At 73.1% G+C, this 17,405-nt stretch carries 18 protein-coding genes and 1 riboswitch; of the genes, 15 read left to right on the top strand and 3 right to left on the bottom strand.

Features of this window, described 5'->3' with window-relative positions; genetic code table 11:
• Nucleotides 1-63: 63 nt before the first annotated feature.
• The 10 genes from AMYTH_RS0126425 (at nucleotide 64) to AMYTH_RS50955 (ending at nucleotide 8,685) form a co-directional block, all read left to right on the top strand.
• Nucleotides 64-1,752 (top strand): hypothetical protein, encoded by a 1,689-nt coding sequence (locus AMYTH_RS0126425; RefSeq protein WP_027932790.1) that lies wholly within the window; start codon nucleotides 64-66, stop codon nucleotides 1,750-1,752.
• 25 nt (nucleotides 1,753-1,777) lie between these two features.
• On the top strand, nucleotides 1,778-2,551 hold the full coding sequence (locus AMYTH_RS0126420) for a sugar phosphate isomerase/epimerase family protein (protein WP_027932789.1): 774 nt from the start codon (nucleotides 1,778-1,780) through the stop codon (nucleotides 2,549-2,551).
• An 83-nt stretch (nucleotides 2,552-2,634) separates the two neighbouring features.
• Nucleotides 2,635-3,561, top strand: coding sequence for a proline dehydrogenase family protein (locus AMYTH_RS0126415; protein ID WP_027932788.1), 927 nt, complete (start codon nucleotides 2,635-2,637; stop codon nucleotides 3,559-3,561).
• On the top strand, nucleotides 3,558-4,382 hold the full coding sequence (locus AMYTH_RS0126410) for a thioesterase family protein (protein WP_027932787.1): 825 nt from the start codon (nucleotides 3,558-3,560) through the stop codon (nucleotides 4,380-4,382). The genes AMYTH_RS0126415 and AMYTH_RS0126410 overlap by 4 nt, the downstream gene beginning before the upstream one ends.
• Nucleotides 4,383-4,657: 275 nt before the next feature.
• Entirely contained in the window at nucleotides 4,658-5,464 is an 807-nt protein-coding gene (gene proC / locus AMYTH_RS0126405) for a pyrroline-5-carboxylate reductase (RefSeq protein WP_027932786.1), read from the top strand.
• Nucleotides 5,465-5,653: 189 nt separating this feature from the next.
• Nucleotides 5,654-5,866, top strand: coding sequence for a helix-turn-helix domain-containing protein (locus tag AMYTH_RS0126400; RefSeq protein ID WP_017986393.1), 213 nt, complete (start codon nucleotides 5,654-5,656; stop codon nucleotides 5,864-5,866).
• A 323-nt stretch (nucleotides 5,867-6,189) separates the two neighbouring features.
• Nucleotides 6,190-6,291 (top strand): 30S ribosomal protein bS22, encoded by a 102-nt coding sequence (locus tag AMYTH_RS48125; protein WP_017986394.1) that lies wholly within the window; start codon nucleotides 6,190-6,192, stop codon nucleotides 6,289-6,291.
• A 191-nt stretch (nucleotides 6,292-6,482) separates the two neighbouring features.
• The gene (locus AMYTH_RS0126390) at nucleotides 6,483-7,508 is read left to right on the top strand and encodes an NAD-dependent epimerase/dehydratase family protein (protein WP_027932785.1); all 1,026 of its coding nucleotides are present in this window, start codon (nucleotides 6,483-6,485) and stop codon (nucleotides 7,506-7,508) included.
• 28 nt (nucleotides 7,509-7,536) lie between these two features.
• Entirely contained in the window at nucleotides 7,537-8,529 is a 993-nt protein-coding gene (locus AMYTH_RS0126385) for a lysophospholipid acyltransferase family protein (RefSeq protein ID WP_027932784.1), read from the top strand.
• Nucleotides 8,530-8,553: 24 nt separating this feature from the next.
• Nucleotides 8,554-8,685 (top strand): hypothetical protein, encoded by a 132-nt coding sequence (locus AMYTH_RS50955; protein WP_267283903.1) that lies wholly within the window; start codon nucleotides 8,554-8,556, stop codon nucleotides 8,683-8,685.
• A gap of 54 nt (nucleotides 8,686-8,739) precedes the next feature.
• Here AMYTH_RS50955 and AMYTH_RS0126375 read toward each other — a convergent pair whose 3' ends face one another.
• Nucleotides 8,740-9,576, bottom strand: a complete 837-nt coding sequence (locus tag AMYTH_RS0126375; protein WP_223843283.1) for an HAD family hydrolase — start codon at nucleotides 9,574-9,576, stop codon at nucleotides 8,740-8,742.
• Nucleotides 9,577-9,712: 136 nt separating this feature from the next.
• Between AMYTH_RS0126375 and AMYTH_RS0126370 the strand changes: the two genes are divergently transcribed.
• Together AMYTH_RS0126370 and AMYTH_RS0126365 are read left to right on the top strand one after the other, a co-directional pair.
• Nucleotides 9,713-11,713: an ABC1 kinase family protein gene (locus tag AMYTH_RS0126370; protein WP_051363104.1), complete on the top strand. Its 2,001-nt coding sequence runs from the start codon at nucleotides 9,713-9,715 to the stop codon at nucleotides 11,711-11,713.
• Nucleotides 11,713-11,778, top strand: a riboswitch (guanidine-III (ykkC-III) riboswitch). Its footprint overlaps the gene before it by 1 nt.
• A 33-nt stretch (nucleotides 11,779-11,811) precedes the next feature.
• On the top strand, nucleotides 11,812-12,126 hold the full coding sequence (locus tag AMYTH_RS0126365; RefSeq protein WP_027932782.1) for a DMT family transporter: 315 nt from the start codon (nucleotides 11,812-11,814) through the stop codon (nucleotides 12,124-12,126).
• Here the strand turns inward: AMYTH_RS0126365 and AMYTH_RS0126360 are convergent.
• The gene (locus AMYTH_RS0126360) at nucleotides 12,123-13,121 is read right to left on the bottom strand and encodes a DUF5667 domain-containing protein (protein ID WP_027932781.1); all 999 of its coding nucleotides are present in this window, start codon (nucleotides 13,119-13,121) and stop codon (nucleotides 12,123-12,125) included. The two genes, AMYTH_RS0126365 and AMYTH_RS0126360, sit on opposite strands and share 4 nt — an antisense overlap.
• A 39-nt stretch (nucleotides 13,122-13,160) precedes the next feature.
• Nucleotides 13,161-13,751, bottom strand: coding sequence for a sigma-70 family RNA polymerase sigma factor (locus AMYTH_RS0126355; protein WP_228685318.1), 591 nt, complete (start codon nucleotides 13,749-13,751; stop codon nucleotides 13,161-13,163).
• A gap of 212 nt (nucleotides 13,752-13,963) precedes the next feature.
• Here AMYTH_RS0126355 and AMYTH_RS0126350 point away from each other — a divergent pair, with 212 nt between their 5' ends.
• From AMYTH_RS0126350 to AMYTH_RS0126340, 3 genes are read left to right on the top strand one after another with little or no spacing between them, the layout of a single operon-like run.
• Entirely contained in the window at nucleotides 13,964-15,457 is a 1,494-nt protein-coding gene (locus tag AMYTH_RS0126350) for an AMP-binding protein (protein ID WP_027932779.1), read from the top strand.
• Between the two features lie 7 nt (nucleotides 15,458-15,464).
• Nucleotides 15,465-15,701, top strand: coding sequence for a glutaredoxin family protein (locus AMYTH_RS0126345; RefSeq protein WP_017986404.1), 237 nt, complete (start codon nucleotides 15,465-15,467; stop codon nucleotides 15,699-15,701).
• A 47-nt stretch (nucleotides 15,702-15,748) separates the two neighbouring features.
• Nucleotides 15,749-17,263 carry a molybdopterin-dependent oxidoreductase gene (locus AMYTH_RS0126340; protein WP_027932778.1) on the top strand — a complete coding sequence of 505 codons (1,515 nt, stop codon included), beginning with the start codon at nucleotides 15,749-15,751 and terminating at the stop codon, nucleotides 17,261-17,263.
• The last annotated feature ends 142 nt before the right edge of the window (nucleotides 17,264-17,405 follow it).

Here is a 17,405-nt window from a genome sequence, read left to right as displayed (position 1 = left end):
GGTGGGCGTGTGCAGTACACGAGCCCGCGTCTTGTGGCCCTACGCGCTGTTTGGGATGACACGATGAGCCGAGAGAGCCGAGAAGACCGCTCGCAGAAGACCGTCGCCGAGTTGCTCGCCCTGCACGGCGGCAACATCGAGGGCAGGCGGCGCCGCCGGCGCGCGGCCGACGACGACGCGCCGGAGGAGAACGAGGGCCCGCGCCGCGCCCAGGACCCGACGGAGACCGGCCCGCAGGCGATCATCGACCGGGTCCGCGCCAACGGCGCGGGGCCCAACGGCGCGCCGCCCGGGCGCAACGGCGGCCGTCGTGCCATGCCCGACTCGCCCGGCCGACAGGACTCGGGTGGGTTCCGCCGTCCCGAACCGGGCCCGCCGCCGGGGCCGTCGGTACCGCCCGGGCAGCAGGTTCCGCCCGGTCACGCCGGTCCTCCCGTACCGCCCGTACCGCCCGGCCAGCAGAGTTCGGCGGCGATGCCGCGACCGGTCCTGCCGGACAACCCCGGGCAGCCCGTGCCGCCCGGACAACAGAGTTCCGCGGCCCTGCCGCGGCCGGTGACGCCCGAGCCGCCCGTCGCCCCCGGCCAGCCCGTTCCCCCTGGTCAGCAGAGCTCGGCCGCCCTGCCGCGGCCGGTCACCCCGGAGCCGCCCGGCCCCGGCGCCCCGCCGCGCCGCGGTCAGCAGGACTCGGGCGGGTTCGCGCGCCCGAACACCGGCGCGCTGCCGCCCCCGCCGCAGGACTCGATGCCGCTGCGGCGACCGCACCCGCAGGACTCCGGTTTCGTGCGCCGCCCGCCCCAGGAGTCGGGGGCGCTTCCGCTGCCCCCGCAGGACTCCGGCGCCCTGCCGGTGCCGCCGGCGGAGGCCGTGCCGCCGCCGCTGCGCCGCCGTCCGCCGGGCGAGGAGACCAGCACCGGGCTGGCCGCCCGCCTGGACGGTCTCGACGCCCCCGTCGACCCGGACGCGCCGCCTGCCGGGGGCCGGGCCACCGGCACGTTCCCGCCGCCGCGCCGTCCGCGTCGCGCCCCGGCGCGCGCCACCCCGCCGCCGGACCCGAGCACCGAGCAGTTCGAGCCGGTCGGCGAGGTCAAGCCGGCCGAGGAACCCGCTCCGGACGCGCCGCCCGCCGGGCTGTCCGCGCCGCCCGCGGGGCTGCAGCGTTGGCGCCGTGGCCGCGAAGAGACGCCGGCGGAGGAGGAGACCGAGGTCGGGCTGATGCCGCCGGTGCGGGACGCGTCGGACGCCGACGAGCCCACGGGGTTCCACGCGCCGCCGCATCTGCCCGGCCGTCCGCCTCAGGACGACCCCGGCGAGGCGCTCGAGGCCACCGGGTTCCACGACCCGTTCGCCGACGATGACGACGACGTCGACGAGTTCGGCGACTTCGGCCCCGCCGAGGAGGCCGCCGAGCAGCCCTACGACTACGACGACGAGCCCGCGGCGGACGCCGACGAGCCGGCCCGCGCGAAGAAGCGGGAGGCGGAGCCGTCGCCTGCCAAGCAGTGGCTGTCGATGGCCGGCCAGCTGGCCGGTGGCGTGGTCGGCGGCGCGGCGGTGTGGCTGGGCTTCAACTGGCTGTGGGGCCAGATCCCGGCCGCCGCGCTGATCGCCGCGCTGGTCGTGATCGTCGGGCTGGTGTGGATCGTGCGGCGCATCCGCCGCGCGGACGACATCCAGACCACGGTGCTCGCGGTGCTGGTCGGTCTCGTGGTGACCGTCTCGCCCGCGGCGTTGTTGCTCTTGTCGAGGTAGCGCGAACGTGCCGGTACCGATCGGGATGTCCACCGCGTCGGTCTGGCCGTTGCGGGCCGGCGCCGGTTTCGAGCTGGCCCAGCGGCTGGGTTACGACGGGGTCGAGGTGATGGTCTGGGTCGACCCGCTCAGCCAGGACGTCGGGGCGTTGCGGCGGCTGTCGCGGCAGACCGGGGTGCCGGTGCTGTCCGTGCACTCGCCGTCGCTGCTGATCACGCAGCGGGTCTGGTCGCCGGACCCGGCGGTCCGGCTGCGGCGCAGCGTCGAGGCGGCCATCGAGCTGGACGCGCGCACCGTCGTCGTGCACCCGCCGTTCCGGTGGCAGCGCCGCTACGGCGACATGTTCGCCGATCTGGTGGCCGAGCTGGAGGACGAGACCGGGGTCGAGATCGCGGTCGAGAACATGTTCAAGGTCCGGCCGCCGGGTGGCCGCCGGGACGCCAGGGTGTCCGCGTTCCGGCCCTCGATCGACCCCACGGAAGTCGGGTACCGCCACTACACGCTCGACCTGTCGCACAGCGCCGCGGCGGGCATGGACGCGATGGAGCTGGCCGAGCGGATGGGCCGCGGCCTGACGCACGTGCACCTCGCGGACGGGACGGGTGTCCCGAAGGACGAGCACCTCGTCCCGGGCCGTGGGAACCAGCCGTGCGCGGAGCTGCTGGAGAAGCTGGTCGCGGCGTCGTTCACCGGTCAGGTGGTTCTGGAGGTCAACACGCGGCGCGCGGTGAGCGCCGCGGACCGCGCCCGCGATCTTGCCGAGGCCCTGCTGTTCGCGCGCTTCCACCTGGGCCAGTGAGGCACATTACAAGATCAACTTCTTGGGTCAGGGGGCGGCGCGGATCATGGGCTTCCGATAGATGAACACGTAAAGTTTCCGCTGTGAACCCGCTGCGCTCGCTGATCCTCGCCGCCGCCGGAAGCGAGGTGGTCCGCCACCTCGTGGCGACAACCCCGGGAACCTCGGGAGTGGTCGAGCGGTTCGTCGCCGGGAACACCATCGCGGACGCGGTGACGCGCGTGGCCCGGCTGGTGGACGACGGCCTGTGGGTGACGCTGGACCACCTCGGCGAGGACGTGACCGAGACCGGGCACGCGGAGCGGACGGTCCAGACCTACCTCGCGCTGCTGGACCGGCTCTACGCCGAGGGCCTGGCCGCGCGGGTCGAGGTGAGCGTCAAGCTGTCCGCGCTGGGCCTTCGGCTGGACGAGCGGCTCGCGCTGGACAACGCGTACCGGGTGTGCGCGGCGGCCGAGCAGTGCGGCACCACCGTCACGCTCGACATGGAGGACCACACCACGACGGACGCGACGCTGCGCGTGCTCGCCGAGCTGCGCCGCACCTGGCCGTGGGTGGGCGGCGTGCTGCAGGCGTACCTGCGCCGCACCGAGGACGACGTGCGCGCGCTGGCGGTGGCGGACTCGCGGATCCGGTTGTGCAAGGGGGCCTACGCCGAGCCGGACGAGGTGGCGTTCACGCGGGCACACGAGGTCGACCTCGGTTATGTCCGCTGTGCGAACTCGCTGCTGGCCGGTGACGGTTACCCCATGTTCGCCACGCACGACCCACGGTTGATCGCCATCCTGGCCGAGCGCGCCCGCTGGTACGGCCGCAAGCAGGGCAGCTACGAGTACCAGATGCTGTACGGGGTCCGCCCCGACGAGCAGCGGCGCCTCGCCGGCGAGGGGGAGACGGTGCGCGTCTACGTGCCGTTCGGGGAGCACTGGTACCCCTACCTGATGCGGCGGCTCGCCGAGCGCCCCGCGAACCTGATGTTCTTCCTGCGCGCGCTGGTAAGCCGTTCGTGAGCGCGGCAGAGGTTCCGGACAACGCGTCCTTCGAGGCTGCGTGCGCGGTCCGGTCGCTGGGCGACGGCACGCTGACGGCCGACCTGCGACACGAATGGTCCATCGGCACCCACCCGCACGGGGGATTCCTGATCGCGTTGATGGCCCGCGCGGCGCTGGCCGTGCTGTCCGAACGGGGCGAGCCCTCGACCGATCCACTGGCCGTGAGCGCCGAGTTCCTCCGGCCGCCCGCGATCGGCCCGGCGCTGCTGCGGACCGACATCCGCAAGGTCGGCCGCCGGGCGACGGTCGTCGCGGTGCGGCTGGAGCAGCGGGGACGCAGCTGCGTCGAGGCGACGGTCACCACCGGGCGGCTGCCGGTGCGCCGGGCGGACTGGGCGGACCTGCCGCAGATGCCGGTCGAACCGCCGCCGCGGGCGATCCACCTGGCCGGGGAGACGTCGGAGGGCGTGTTCAACCTGGCGAAGGGCTGCGACGTGCGGATCGACCCGGCGACCGCCGGGTACCTGGCCGGCCGCAGCGGCGACCCACGGCTGCGGCTGTGGGTGAAGCCGCGCTACTCGGTGCCGGACACGTACTTCGCGCTGCTCGCGGGCGACATCAACCCGCCGGTCGTGTTCAACCTCGGGCGGATGGGGTGGGCGCCGACGGCCCAGCTGACGGCACTCGTGCGCGCCCGGCCGGCGCCGGGGTGGCTCCGCGTGCAGGTCGACTGCCGGACGGTGCAGGAGGCGTGGTTCGACTCGGACGCCACGGTCATCGACTCGGCCGGACGGCTGGTCTGCCAGGCGCGGCAACTGGCCCTGGCACCGGCCCCCTGAGCGGACTCGGCGCTACCCGGCACGGGCGCCGGGTGGTCGCGCCGCTCGTGGAGGCGGTCGCGCTCATCCTGGCTTTGGCCCCTGAGCGGGCTCGCCGGGGGCCGGCGTTGTGCGCCCCAGGGCTGCGCCGGCGCTGTTGCCGGGTGGGCGCGCCGGCCGGGCCGTGTTGTGCCCCCGGGCTGCGCCGGCGCCGCTGCCGCTGGGCGCCTGGCTGGGCCGGGCGTCGTGCTCACCCTGGCACCGGCCCCCTGAGCGGGCTTTGGCACGCTGGTGCCATGACGGTTATCGCGGTTCTCGGGGCGGGGAAGATCGGTGAGGCGCTGCTGGCGGGCCTGCTGCAGGGCGGTCGCAGTGCCGAGGAGCTGCTGTTCACCGAACGCCACCCGGAACGCGCCGCCGAGCTGACCGGGCGCTACGGCATCGCCGGGGTGGAGGTCGCCGAGGCGGCCAAGCGCGCCGACGTGCTCGTCGTCGCCGTCAAGCCGCAGGACATCGAGCCCGTGCTGGCCGAGCTGGCGCCGCTGGTGGGTCCGGGCTCGCTGGTCGTGTCGCTCTGCGCGGGCCTGCCCACCAGCCTCTACGAGCGGCGGCTGCCGGACGGCGTGCCGGTCGTGCGGGTCATGCCGAACACGCCGATGGTCGTCGGCGAGGCGATGAGCGCCGTGTCGCCCGGCAAGCACGCCACCCCCGAGCACGTCGCGCTGGTGAAGGAGATGCTCGCCACCGTCGGCCAGGTCGTCGAGGTGCCCGAGGCGCAGCAGGACGCCGTCACCGCGCTGTCCGGGTCCGGGCCCGCGTACTTCTTCTTCCTGGTCGAGGCCATGATCGACGCTGGTATCCTGCTCGGGCTGCCCCGCGCGGTGGCGGAGAAGCTGATCATCCAGTCGGCCGTGGGCGCCGCGAAGATGCTCGCCGAGACCGACGAGCACCCGGTGATCCTGCGGGAGGCCGTCACGTCCCCCGCGGGAACCACGATCAACGCGATCCGCGAACTGGAGAAGCACGGCGTGCGGGCCGCGCTGCTGGCGGCCATCGAAGCGGCCCGGGACCGGTCCGTCGAACTCGGCAAAGCCCACGAATAAGACCGCGCGCACCGGGTCTGACTAGGCCGAACGGGCTCCGCCGAGCGGGCTCTTTCGCGGGAAAGTACCGGCCGGGCGTCGCATTGGCCCCAGGTGTCCCGCTACCCTCAAGGGTGAAGCACGTGCGTGTCGGTACCGCCCGGTGGGGAAGCCGAGCGGCACGGCACGTGTCGAAGGGCACGGTGACGTATGCCGTCGAACAACAAGGACGTGCCCGCCGTCGGGCAGGTCCAGTTCCTGACGGTCGCCGAGGTGGCCTCGCTGATGCGGGTCTCCAAGATGACCGTCTACCGGCTCGTGCACTCGGGCGAGCTACCGGCCGTTCGCGTCGGCAAGTCGTTCCGGGTGCCCGAGAAGGCAGTCCACGAATACCTGGAGAGCGCCTACTTCGATGTGGGCTGACAACAGTTCGGAGAGCAGCTTGCTTGGCGGTGCGGGTAGCGGAACCTGAGGCGGCCCCTCGCTGTGGGATCGCCGACTCATGAATGTCCAATTCACCACGTCGGCGCTGTCCTCGCGAGGAACCACCTCAGAACCCGCGGCGGTGCAAGTTGCGAGCGTGGAGCAAGCGGCTCCGCCGCTTCGAACACGCACTAGGCCGGGGGCCCGCGCTGGTGCGCGGGCCCGCCCGGTAACCTTAAAGGCCGCTCGTGCCTGTAGCGCTTCAACTCTTTGGACGTTGCGCTGGGCAGCGTGTGAAGCAGACGAAACGTGAAGGAGCACCTGTGGGCTCGGTGATCAAGAAGCGCCGCAAGCGCATGTCCAAGAAGAAGCACCGCAAGCTGCTGCGCCGGACGCGGATGCAGCGCCGCAAGCAGGGCAAGTAAATCCTGCGCGAACGCCTCTTCACGCGGCCCGTCCAGATCCTGGGCGGGCCGTGCGCTTTTTCCGGCGATCAGTGACCAAAGTCCCTGACCTGGGTTAATAGCGTGTTAGGCCTCCTGACTCCGGCCCGGGTCCGGGGTAGCATCGGCCACTGCCGCGAACACCACATCCCACACCCTTGTCAGGGGGTTTCATGGCGTCCAATGTCGTGCTGGTCACCGGGGTCGGCGGCGAACTCGGAGGCAGGCTACTGGTACGGCTTGGCAACAACCCGGACCTGGAGCGGGTCATCGGCGTCGACACCGCGCCACCGCCCCGCAAGGTCCTGCAGCGCCTCGGTCACGCCGAGTTCGTCCGGGCAGACATCCGCAACCCGCTGATCGCCAAGGTCATCGACACCGCAGGCGTCGACACGGTCGTGCACTGCTCGACCACCGTGCACCCGGCAGGCCCCGCGCGCCGCACGGCGATCAAGGAAGTCAACGTCATCGGCACGATGCGCCTGCTCGCCGCCTGCCAGCGCGCGCCCCGGGTGCGCAAGCTCGTCGTGAAGTCCACCGCCGCGGTGTACGGCTCCGGGCCCCGCTCCCCGGCCGTCTTCACCGAGGACTCCGAGCTGATCCCGACCTCGTCGAGCGGCTACGCCAAGGACGCCGTCGAGATGGAGGGCTACGTGCGCGGCCTGGCCCGCCGTAGGCCCGACCTCACCATCACCACCACGCGCTTCACCAACGTCATCGGGCCGGACGTCGACACCGTGCTGGCCCGCTACTTCGCGCTCCCGGTCGTGCCGACCGTGCTCGGCTACGACGCCCGCCTGCAGTTGCTCCATTCGTCGGACGCGCTGGCGATCCTGGAGAAGGCGACCCTGGAAGACAAACCGGGCGTGTTCAACGCGGGCGGCGACGGGGTACTCACACTGTCTCAAGCGATCCGGCGCGCGGGCCGGGTCGAGCTGCCGGTGCCGCTGGCCATGGTGGGCACGGTGGCCAAGATGCTGCGTGGCGCGAGGGTGGACTTCTCGCCGGATCAGGTGCGCCTGCTGAACTACGGGCGGGTCGTCGACACGACGCGGCTGGCCGAGGTGTTCGGTTACCGGCCGCGGTGGTCCACGGAGGCGGCCTTCGACGACTACGTCACCGGGCGCGGTCTGCGGCCCGTGCTGGACGGTGAGCAGCTGGCCGAAGCGGCCGGGAAGGTGCTGGCGGCAGTCCGATGAACGAAGAGAGGAAAGCGGGGCAAGACAAGTGACGACCAGCGCGCAAGCCCAGGTCATCCCCCTGCACGCACCCGGACGCGAGAAGCCGGCCGACGTCGAGGCACGGGCCGGGGAAACCCCCGCCGACGCGCCCGTCGTGGCGTTCCCGACGAGGAGCGCGCCGGCCGAGGAGCCGCCCGCACCGGAACCGGACGCGCTGAGCAGGTTCCTCGGGTTCCTGCGGCACCGGCTGACCGGTGATTACGACGTCGACGAGTTCGGGTTCGACCCGGAGCTGACCGACAACCTGCTGCTGCCGCCGTTGCGGCTGCTGTACGAGAAGTACTTCCGGGTGACCACGCACGGCGCGGAGAACCTGCCCGCCGACGGTGGCGCGCTCATCGTGTGCAACCACTCCGGCACGGTGCCGCTGGACGCGGTGATGACGGCGGTCGCCGTGCACGACGAGACGCCGGGGCACCGGCACCTGCGCATGCTCGGCGCGGACCTGGTGTTCCAGACGCCGCTGCTCGGGGCGCTGGCGCGCAAGACCGGCCAGACGCTGGCGTGCACGGCCGACGCCGAGCGGCTGCTGTGCTCCGGTGAGCTGGTCGGCGTGTGGCCGGAGGGCTACAAGGGCATCGGCAAGCCGTTCTCGGCGCGGTACCGGCTGCAGCGGTTCGGGCGCGGCGGGTTCGTGTCGGCGGCGCTGCGGACGCGGGTGCCGATCATCCCGTGCTCGATCGTCGGCGCCGAGGAGATCTACCCGAAGATCGGCGACCTGAAGCCGCTGGCCCGCCTGCTCGGGCTGCCGTACTTCCCGGTGACGCCGTTCTTCCCGCTGCTCGGGCCGCTGGGCGCGATCCCGTTGCCGACGAAGTGGCACATCGAGTTCGGGGAGCCCATCCGGACCGACGGTTTCGCCGACGAGGACCTCGACGACCCGATGCTGGTGTTCTCGCTGACCGACCAGGTGCGCGAGTCCATCCAGACGACGCTGTACCGGAGGCTGGCGCACCGGCGGAGCGCGTTCAAGGACTGACCGGCTCCGTGCCATCCTGGTGGCATGGGGTTGATCAAGCGGATCGGGTACGTGGTGGGCCGTACCGTCGGCGAGGTGCTGAAGCTGGCGAACCTGGTCACCGGCATCCCAGCCGGTGAGTCGACGCGAAACCGGCGACCGCAGCGACGGCCGTAGGTCCGGCGCGCCCGCTTCGGCGAGCCACCGCAGCGGTGGGCGCGGGGGCTGGGCTCAGCGGCGGCGGTAGGCCATTCCGGCTGCCACGGCGCCGGCCAGCGCGCCCGCGCCCAGCACCGACGGCACCCCGATCTTCGCGGCCTTCCGGCCGGTCCGGAAGTCGCGGATCTCCCAGCCACGGGCGCGCGCCACCTCGCGCAGGCCGGCGTCCGGGTTGACCGCCACCGCCGTGCCGCACACGGACAGCATCGGGATGTCGTTCGACGAGTCCGAGTACGCCGTGCAGCGCCGCAGGTTCAGGCCCTCCCGCGCGGCCAGCGCCCGCACCGCGTGCGCCTTCGCCCGGCCGTGCAGCAGATCGCCCACCAGGCGACCGGTGTAGACGCCGTCCACGTGCTCCGCCACCGTGCCCAGGGCGCCGGTCAGCCCGAGCCGCCGGGAGATGATCGCCGCGAGTTCGACCGGCGTCGCCGTCACCAGCCACACCCGCTGGCCCGCGTTGAGGTGCATTTCGGCCAGCGCGCGCGTGCCCGACCAGATCTTGTCGGCCATCAGCTCGTCGTAGATCTCTTCGCCGACCTGGTTCATCTCGGCGACCGTCTTGCCCGCGACGAACGACAGCGCCTGCTCCCGGCTGGACTGCACGCCGCTGTGCGACTCGCGCCCGCCGACCCGGAACTTGATCTGCTGCCACGCGAACCCGGCCAGGTCGGAGGTGGTGAAGTACTTGCGCGCGGCGAGACCGCGGGCGAAGTGGAAGATCGACGCGCCCATCATCATCGTGTTGTCGACGTCGAAGAACGCGGCCGCGGTCAGGTCCGGCGGGGCCGGCGGCACGTCGAGCTGGGACTCCATGGCCACGGCGGCGTCGGCCGACGCCTCGCCGGCCATCTCGGCGAGCCGCTCGCGTTCCGGGCCGTCACCCCTGCTGCGCCACACGCACACCGCCTCCTGCGCTCGTCCCTGGGGTCAGCGTAGCGAGGACGTCACGGATCCGGATCAGGCGATCCCTCCGGAACGGACACCGATGTGCTTCGATCGGGGCACTGACCGCGCACCGGGGGAAATCACCTTGTCGACCGCACTACTCGGGCTGCTCAGCGTGCCCGTCTACGTCCTGATGCTGTGGCCGCTCGTGGTCGCTTCGCGCCGGGTGCTCGGTGTACGGATCGGGGCGTTGCGGGCGCTGCTCGGCGCGGCCGCCGGGTGGGCCGTCGCCGGGGGCCTCGCCGTCCGGATCGCGCCCCTCACCCGCGCCTCCGACCCCGTGTACCTGGGTTTCCTCATCCCGCTCGCGGGGTGCGCGTTCCTGGCGACCCTGATCTTCCTGTTCCTCGCCGAGATGGCGGTTCCCAGCGGCGGCGGGCTCGGGCTGCTGGGCCGTCTCCGGTCGCTGCGCGCGCGGTTCGCCCGGACCCGCCGGTACTCGCAGATCATGCGGATCGCGGTGAAGCACGGCATCGGGCCGTACCTCACCGGCCGTCGCGTCACCGACTCCGGCAGGCACGCCACCCTGGCCCGCTCGCTGCGGCGGGCGCTGGAGGACGGCGGCGCGACGTTCGTCAAGCTCGGCCAGGTCCTGTCGACCCGGCCGGACGTGCTGCCGCAGGTGTTCGTCGACGAGCTGAGCCTGCTGCAGGACCGCGTCGCGCCGGTACCGTTCGCCGACGTCGAGCGCGAGCTGGAGGCCGAGCTGGGCCGCCCGCGCGCCGAGGTGTTCGCCGAGTTCGACCCCGAACCGCTCGGCGCCGCGTCGATCGCCCAGGTCTACCGGGCCCGGCTGCACAGCGGCGAGGACGTCGTCGTCAAGGTGCGTCGGCCGGGCATCGACCGCATCGTGGAGCGCGACCTGGACATCGTCTTCCGCGTCGCGCGCTCGTTGCAGCTGCGCGCGGCCTGGGCCCGGTCGCTCGGCGTCCTCGACCTCGCCGAGGGGTTCCGCGCCGCGCTGACCGAGGAGCTGGACTTCCGGGTCGAGGCCCGCAACCTCACCGCGGTCGCCGCCGCGGAGAACGGCTCGGGCCTCGCGCTGCCCGCGGTGCACGCCAAGCTGTCCGGCGAGCGCGTGCTGGTCATGCGGCGGCTGGACGGCGTGCCGGTGCGGGAGGGCATCGGCGACATCCCGGCCGAGCGGCGCGCGGTGCTGGCCCGCGGCCTGCTCGACTCGCTGCTGCGTCAGGTCCTGCTGCACGGCGTCTTCCACGCCGATCCGCACCCTGGCAACGTCCTGCTGCTCGCCGACGGCAATCTCGGGCTCCTCGACTTCGGATCGGTGGGCCGGCTCGACTCGTCCCTGCGCGGCGGGCTGGCGAACCTGTTCGCCGCCGTCGACCGCGGCGATCCGGAGGGGCTGCGGGACGGGCTGCTGGAGATCGTGGACCGGCCGGACGAGATCGACGAGCAGCGCCTGGAGCGGGCGCTGGGCGCGCTGATGGCCAAGCACCTGTCGCACGGGCGGTCGCCGGACGTGGACATGTTCACCGACCTGTTCCGGATCATCGCGGAGTTCCGGCTGTCGATCCCGCCCGCCATCGCGGCGGTGTTCCGCGCGCTGGCGACGGTGGAGGGCACGCTCGCGCTGCTGTCGCCGGGGTTCGACATCCTCGGCGAGTCCCGGAAGTTCGCCGGGTCCGTGGTGGGGGAGCGGCTGCGGCCGGAGTCCCTGCGCGGCGCGGCGACCGACGAGCTGCTCGCCTTGCTGCCGGTGCTGCGCCGCCTGCCCCGCCGCGTGGACCGGCTGACGTCGGCGCTGGAGCAGGGCAGGCTGACCGTGAACGTCCGCACCTTCGCCGACGAACGTGACCGCGCGGTGGTCTTCGGCATGCTGCACGAGGTGCTGCTGGCCCTGACCGGCGCCGCGACCGGCCTGATGGCGGTGCTGCTGCTCGCCGGGACCGGTGGGCCGCGGGTGCTGCCCGAGCTGACGCTGAACCAGCTGTTCGGCTACAACCTGCTGGTGGTCAGCGCGCTGCTGGGGCTGCGGCTGCTGTTCGTGGTGTTCCGCGCCCAGCGGGGCGGGCCGGGGTAGCCTCGGCGCCGGTGGCGCGCCACCCCGGACGAGCCGTCGTACCCGGCAGGACAAGACGACGTGGGAGGACGTCGGTTTTCGTTCGGAGGTTTCTCGTCGTGGCGTGGATCGTGCTCATCCTGTCCGGAATCCTGGAAACCGTCTGGGCCGCGGCGCTGAACGCGGCGCGCGGCTTCACCAGGGTCGGTCCGAGCGTCTTGTTCGTCGTCGCGCTGGTCGCGAGCATGGCCGGGCTCTCGTGCGCGATGCGGTCGATCCCGATCGGCACCGGGTACGCCGTGTGGGTGGGCATCGGCGCGATCGGCACCGCCGTGTACGGCATGGTCGCGCTCGGCGAACCGGCCACCACGGCCCGCCTGGTGTGCCTCGGGCTGATCGTCGCGGGCGTCGTCGGCCTGAAGGTCCTGCACTAGCCGATGCCGAGCCCCGGCAGGCCGGGGATCAGCGGCGGGATCGAGATCAGTGGTGGTGGCGTCGTGGTCGACGGGGTGGGCAGCCGGGTGCTGGTCGGCGCGCTGATCGGCGGCGGCAGAACCGTCGGCGTCGATCCGGTGCTCGACGGTGGGAGCGGGCCGGTCGCGCTGGGCACGACTGGCGTGCTGCTGCCGGGGGCGGTCGGCGTGGTGGCGATCTCCACCGGCGGCGGGGACACCGTGCTCACCGGCGGCAGCGGCGCGCCCGAGGGGATGCCGAGCAGCGCGTCCGGCGGCACGGTGCACTCGCCGGTCGCCGGGACCGCGCCCAGGTCGTCCGCCTCGCCGGTGGTGATGCGGTAGCAGGACAGCCGCCCGGTCAGTGCCGCCGCCCGCGCGTCGATGCGGTTGAGCAGCGTCCCGGCCTGCGTGAACCCGTTGCGGGCGCCGTCCGGCACGTCGAGGGCGGCGAGTTTGCCCGCCTGCTCGCTCGCCCAAGTCCGCAGCTGGTCCAGCCGGGCCGTGTCGCCCTGCACGCCGAGCACCGTGAGCTGCGCCGCCCCGGCCGTCGCCTCCGCGGCGAATGCCGACAACGTTGTCAGAAAAGCGCTGGTGTCCGCCGACGGCATCGCGGCGAGTTCGTCCAGCCGGTTCGACGCGAACTGCAGGTGCTTGGACCCGCGCGCGGCCTCGTCGAAGGTGAGCTGCAGCTCGGCGTCCTCGCTCGCCAGCTTCATGCCGTAGAGCGGGTCGCCGGGCAGCGAGCCGCGGGAGAGCAGCAGGCCGACCCCGCCGACGAAGACGATCAGCGCGGCCGCGGCGGCGAGGACGGTCGCCAGCGCGCGGCGCCGCCTGCTGGGTTCCGCCTCCAGCTTCCGCGAAATCTCGGCGCGGATCCGCGCCTTCGTGTCGTCGTCCGGTTCGACGGCGCGACCGAGCCCGCGGAGCCCGGAGATGACTTCCAGCTCGCGCGCCGTCCACCGGTGCTCGTCCACACCTGCTGCAACGACGCAAACCGTCCGGTTGTTACGCGTTCAGCGCCACGCGTCCGGGAGTAGCTGGGCGAGCTTGCGCACCGCGCGGTGCTGCAACGCCTTGATGGCGCCCTCGTTGCGCTTCATGATCTGCGCCGTTTCGGCCAGCGACAGGCCCTGGATGAACCGCAGGACGATGCATTCCCGCTGGTCGTCGCCCAGCCCGGCGATCGCGGACAGCAGCGCGTCGCGCGTCGCGCTGGTGACCGCTTGCTGCTCCGGTCCCGGATCGGCGCCCGAGGGCGCGGCGAACGGCGCGGTGCCCGAGTCGGCCACCTCGTCGGTGACCACCTCGAGCTTGTACCGGCTGGACTTGAGGTGGTCGAGCACGATGTTGCGGGCGATGGTGACGAACCAGGCGCCCACGTCGCGGCCCTGGTAGCTGACCGACGAGATGCGCCGCAGCGCCCGCAGGAACGTCTCGCTCGTGATGTCCTCGGCGAGCTCGCGGTCGCTGAGGCGGAAGTACACGTAGCGGTACACGACGTCGACGTACTGGTCGTAGAGCGCGCCGAAGGCGGCGCTGTCACCCTGCTGGGCAGCGCGGACCAGGGCCCACGGCCCCGCCTGCTCGTCCGGCACCTCGTGCACGCGGGTGACCGTGCCGACGTGCAGACCCGCTGGGCGGGCGGCAAGCCAGTTCGTCACGGCGACTCCTTCGTCCGACCCGAGTGATCATCACCACTACGACGCGAGAAGCAGCATACGGGTAGTTACCCGGAAGTAGGTAGTGGCGGGGGGCTCGGAAGAGCGACGATCGGCGAGCTTCCCCATGACGGGGGAGCTGGTGCCACACTGACCCCATGAAAACCGGCAACATCGCCGACCTGCTCACCGGCGCCGCGGAGCAGTGGCCGGACGCCGTCGCGGTGATCGACACCGCCGCCGGCGTCAGCCTGACCTGGTCGCAGCTCGACGCGGCCGCGGGCGGGCTCGCGCAACGCCTGGCGGACCGGGGCGTTGGTGCCGGTGACCGGGTCGCGCTGCGGCTGCCCACCTCGGCGGACTTCGCCGTCACCCTGTTCGGCGTCACCCGCTGCGGTGCGATCGCGGTGCCCGTCTCGCCGCTGTCCCCGCGCCCGGAACTGGACACCGTGCTCGCGCACAGCGGCGCGCGCCTGGTGATCAGCCGGAACCCCGACGACGGGACGGACGACGTGCCGGTGCTGCGGCCGGAAATCGGTCCCGGTGCGAATTTCCCCGTCCGCGGCGGCGGTGAGGACATCGCCGTGTTGTCCTACACCTCGGGCACCACCGGACCGCCGCGCGGGGTGATGCTGTCGCACCGCGCGCTGCTCGCCAACCTCGAACAGCTGGGCCGGATCGACCCGCCGCCGGTCGGGCACCCGGACCGGGTGCTGATCGCGATCCCGCTGTTCCACGTCTACGGGCTCGGCCCCGGCCTGCTGCTCAGCACGGCGGTGGGCGCGACGGTCGTGCTGGCCGAGCGGTTCGACGCGCGCCGGGCGCTGCAGGCGTGCGCGGAGCACCGCGTCACCGTGATCGGCGGGGTCCCGGCGATGTACGCCGAACTGGCCACGCTGGAGCCGGACGAGCTGGCTGCCGGCCTCGGCACGGTCCGCCTGCTCACCTCGGGCGCGGCGCCGCTGCACCCGAAGGTCCTCGCCGCGATCCGGGAGAAGACCGGGCTGGGCGTGTTCGAGGGCTACGGGCTGACCGAGACCGCGCCGGTGGTGACGTCGACGCTGGTCACCGGCTACCCGAAGCCCGGCTCGACGGGCCGCCCGCTGCCCGGCGTGGAGATCCGGCTGGTGGGGCCGGACGGCTCGGGCGAGCCGGTGCCGCTCGACCCGGACGACCCGGAGGACGTGTTCGAGGAGGACGGCGACGGCACCGGCCTGGTCGCGATCCGCGGCGCGAACCTGTTCTCCGGCTACTGGCCGGACGGCGCGCACCGGCCGGACGCCGACGGCTGGTTCCGCACCGGCGACGTCGGGTTCCTGGACAGCGACGGCGACCTGCACCTGGTGGACCGCGCCAACGACCTGATCATCGTGAACGGCTTCAACGTGTACCCGCACGAGGTCGAGGAGGTCATCGCCGGGCTGCCGGAGGTGGCCGAGGTGGCCGTGGTCGGCGTGCTCGACGAGCGCAGCGGCGAGGCGGTCAAGGCGGTCGTGGTGCCCGCGCCCGGTGCGTCGCTGTCCGAGCAGCAGGTCGTCGAGGCCTGCGCGGAGCGGCTGGCCGGGTACAAGGTGCCGCACACGGTCGAGTTCGCCGAGCGGCTGCCGCATTCGCCGACCGGGAAGCTGCGCCGGGTGCAGTTGCGGGGATGATTTCCCCATGGCCCACGAAGTGACCGTGATGACCCGCCAGGGCTGCTCGTCGTGCGTCCAGGCGGAGCGGGACGTCGAGCGGATCTGCGCCGAGCTGGGCGTGCCGTGGCGCGCCGAGGACGTCGACAGCGACCGGGAGTGGCAGGCCGAGTACGGCGACCGGGTGCCGGTGATCCTGGTCGACGGCGCCGAGCACGGCTACTGGAAGGTCGAGGAGGACCGGCTCCGCGCCGCGCTGGCGTAAGCGATCGGTAACCCCGCTGGGCGCCCCGCCGGGGCCAGACTGGTGGCGTGAGCACGAACCCCGAGTCGCCGCGACTGTCCGCGCCCGTCGCCGGGCTGATCGGCGTGATCGCCCTGGTCGCCGCGCTCGGGGCCGGGCACCTGGTCGCCGGGTTCGTCGGGGCGGGCGCTTCGCCGTTCGTGGCGGTCGGCAACGCGGCGATCGACCTGACCCCGGCCTGGCTCAAGGACTTCGCGGTGCGGGCGTTCGGCACCGCGGACAAGGCCGTGCTGCTGACCGGCATGGCCGTGGTCGCACTGGCGCTCGCGGTGGCCGCCGGGCTGGCCTCCCGCCGCCGGGCCGCGCCCGGGCTGGTGTTCGTGTCCGCGGTCGGCGTGCTCGGCGGGGCCGCCGTGTTCACCCGCCCCGACCTCGGGCAGATCGCGTTGCTCGCGCCGGTGGCCAGCCTGGTCGCCGGGCTCGCGGTGTTCGCGTGGCTGCACCGGACCGCGCTGGACGGGCAGTACTCGTCGGCCGCGCGGCGGAACTTCCTCATCGCCGTGGCCGGCGCAGGCGTGGCCGGGGTCGCCGGACAGCTGGTCGGCACGAGCAGGGACGCCGAGGGCTCCCGGGCGGCCGTCGGCCCGCTGGTCGCCGCGCGGACCGCGCCACCGGTGCCCGCCGGCGCGGACTTCGCGAAGTTCGGCACGCCGTCGTTCCTCACGCCCAACGCGGACTTCTACCGCATCGACACGGCGCTCGTGGTGCCGCAGGTCCGCACCGAGGACTGGTCGCTGCGGATCCACGGCATGGTCGACCGCGAGGTCGCCTACTCCTGGTCCGACATCCGGAACCGGCCGCTGGTCGAGCGGATCGTGACCCTGTGCTGCGTGTCCAACCCGGTCGGCGGGCCCTACATCTCGACGGCGCGGTTCATCGGCGTCGACCTCGCCGAGCTGCTCGCCGAGGCGGGTGTCCGGCCCGGCGCCGAGCAGGTGTTCTCCACCAGCGCGGACGGCTGGACCGCGGGCACGCCGGTGTCCGCGATGGCCGATCCGTCCGTCGGCGCGATGCTCGCAATCGGCATGAACGGCGAGCCGCTGCCCGTCGAGCACGGCTTCCCGGCCCGGCTGGTCGTGCCCGGGCTGTACGGCTACGTCTCGGCGACGAAGTGGGTGACCGACCTGGAGGTCACCACCTGGGCCGCGCGCAAGCCGTACTGGCTGCAGCGCGGCTGGGCGCGGCAGGCGCCGGTGAAGACGGAGTCGCGCATCGACGCGCCGGGCGGCCCGGTCGCCGCCGGGCAGGTGCGCATCGCCGGGATCGCGTGGGCGCAGCACACCGGGATCGACCGGGTCGAGGTGAGCGTGGACGACGGCCCGTGGGCGACGGCCGAGCTGTCCACCGAGGTGACGGTGGACGCCTGGCGCATGTGGTGGGTGGACGTCCCGGTCGCGCGCGGCAGCCACGCCGTGCGGGTGCGGGCCACCGACCGCAGCGGCTACACGCAGACCGATCAGCTCGCCGACGTCGTCCCGGACGGTGCCACCGGCTGGCACACGATCACCTTCACGGCGCGCTAGATGTGCTTTCGGTCATGCCGTTGACCAGCCACTTTGTGCCTGCGTTCACAAGTGGCTACCGTATTGCCGGTACCCCTCACGGCGGCCGTGCATCAAACCCAACTTCGCGGCCCGGGTCAAGAGGGATTTCGAAGCTCATCGA

This window comes from Amycolatopsis thermoflava N1165 (genome assembly GCF_000473265.1).
GTDB classification, from domain to species: Bacteria; Actinomycetota; Actinomycetes; order Mycobacteriales; family Pseudonocardiaceae; genus Amycolatopsis_E; species Amycolatopsis_E thermoflava.
Note: the sequence above shows the minus strand (reverse complement) of the source record. Positions and strands in the feature narration are given on the sequence as shown.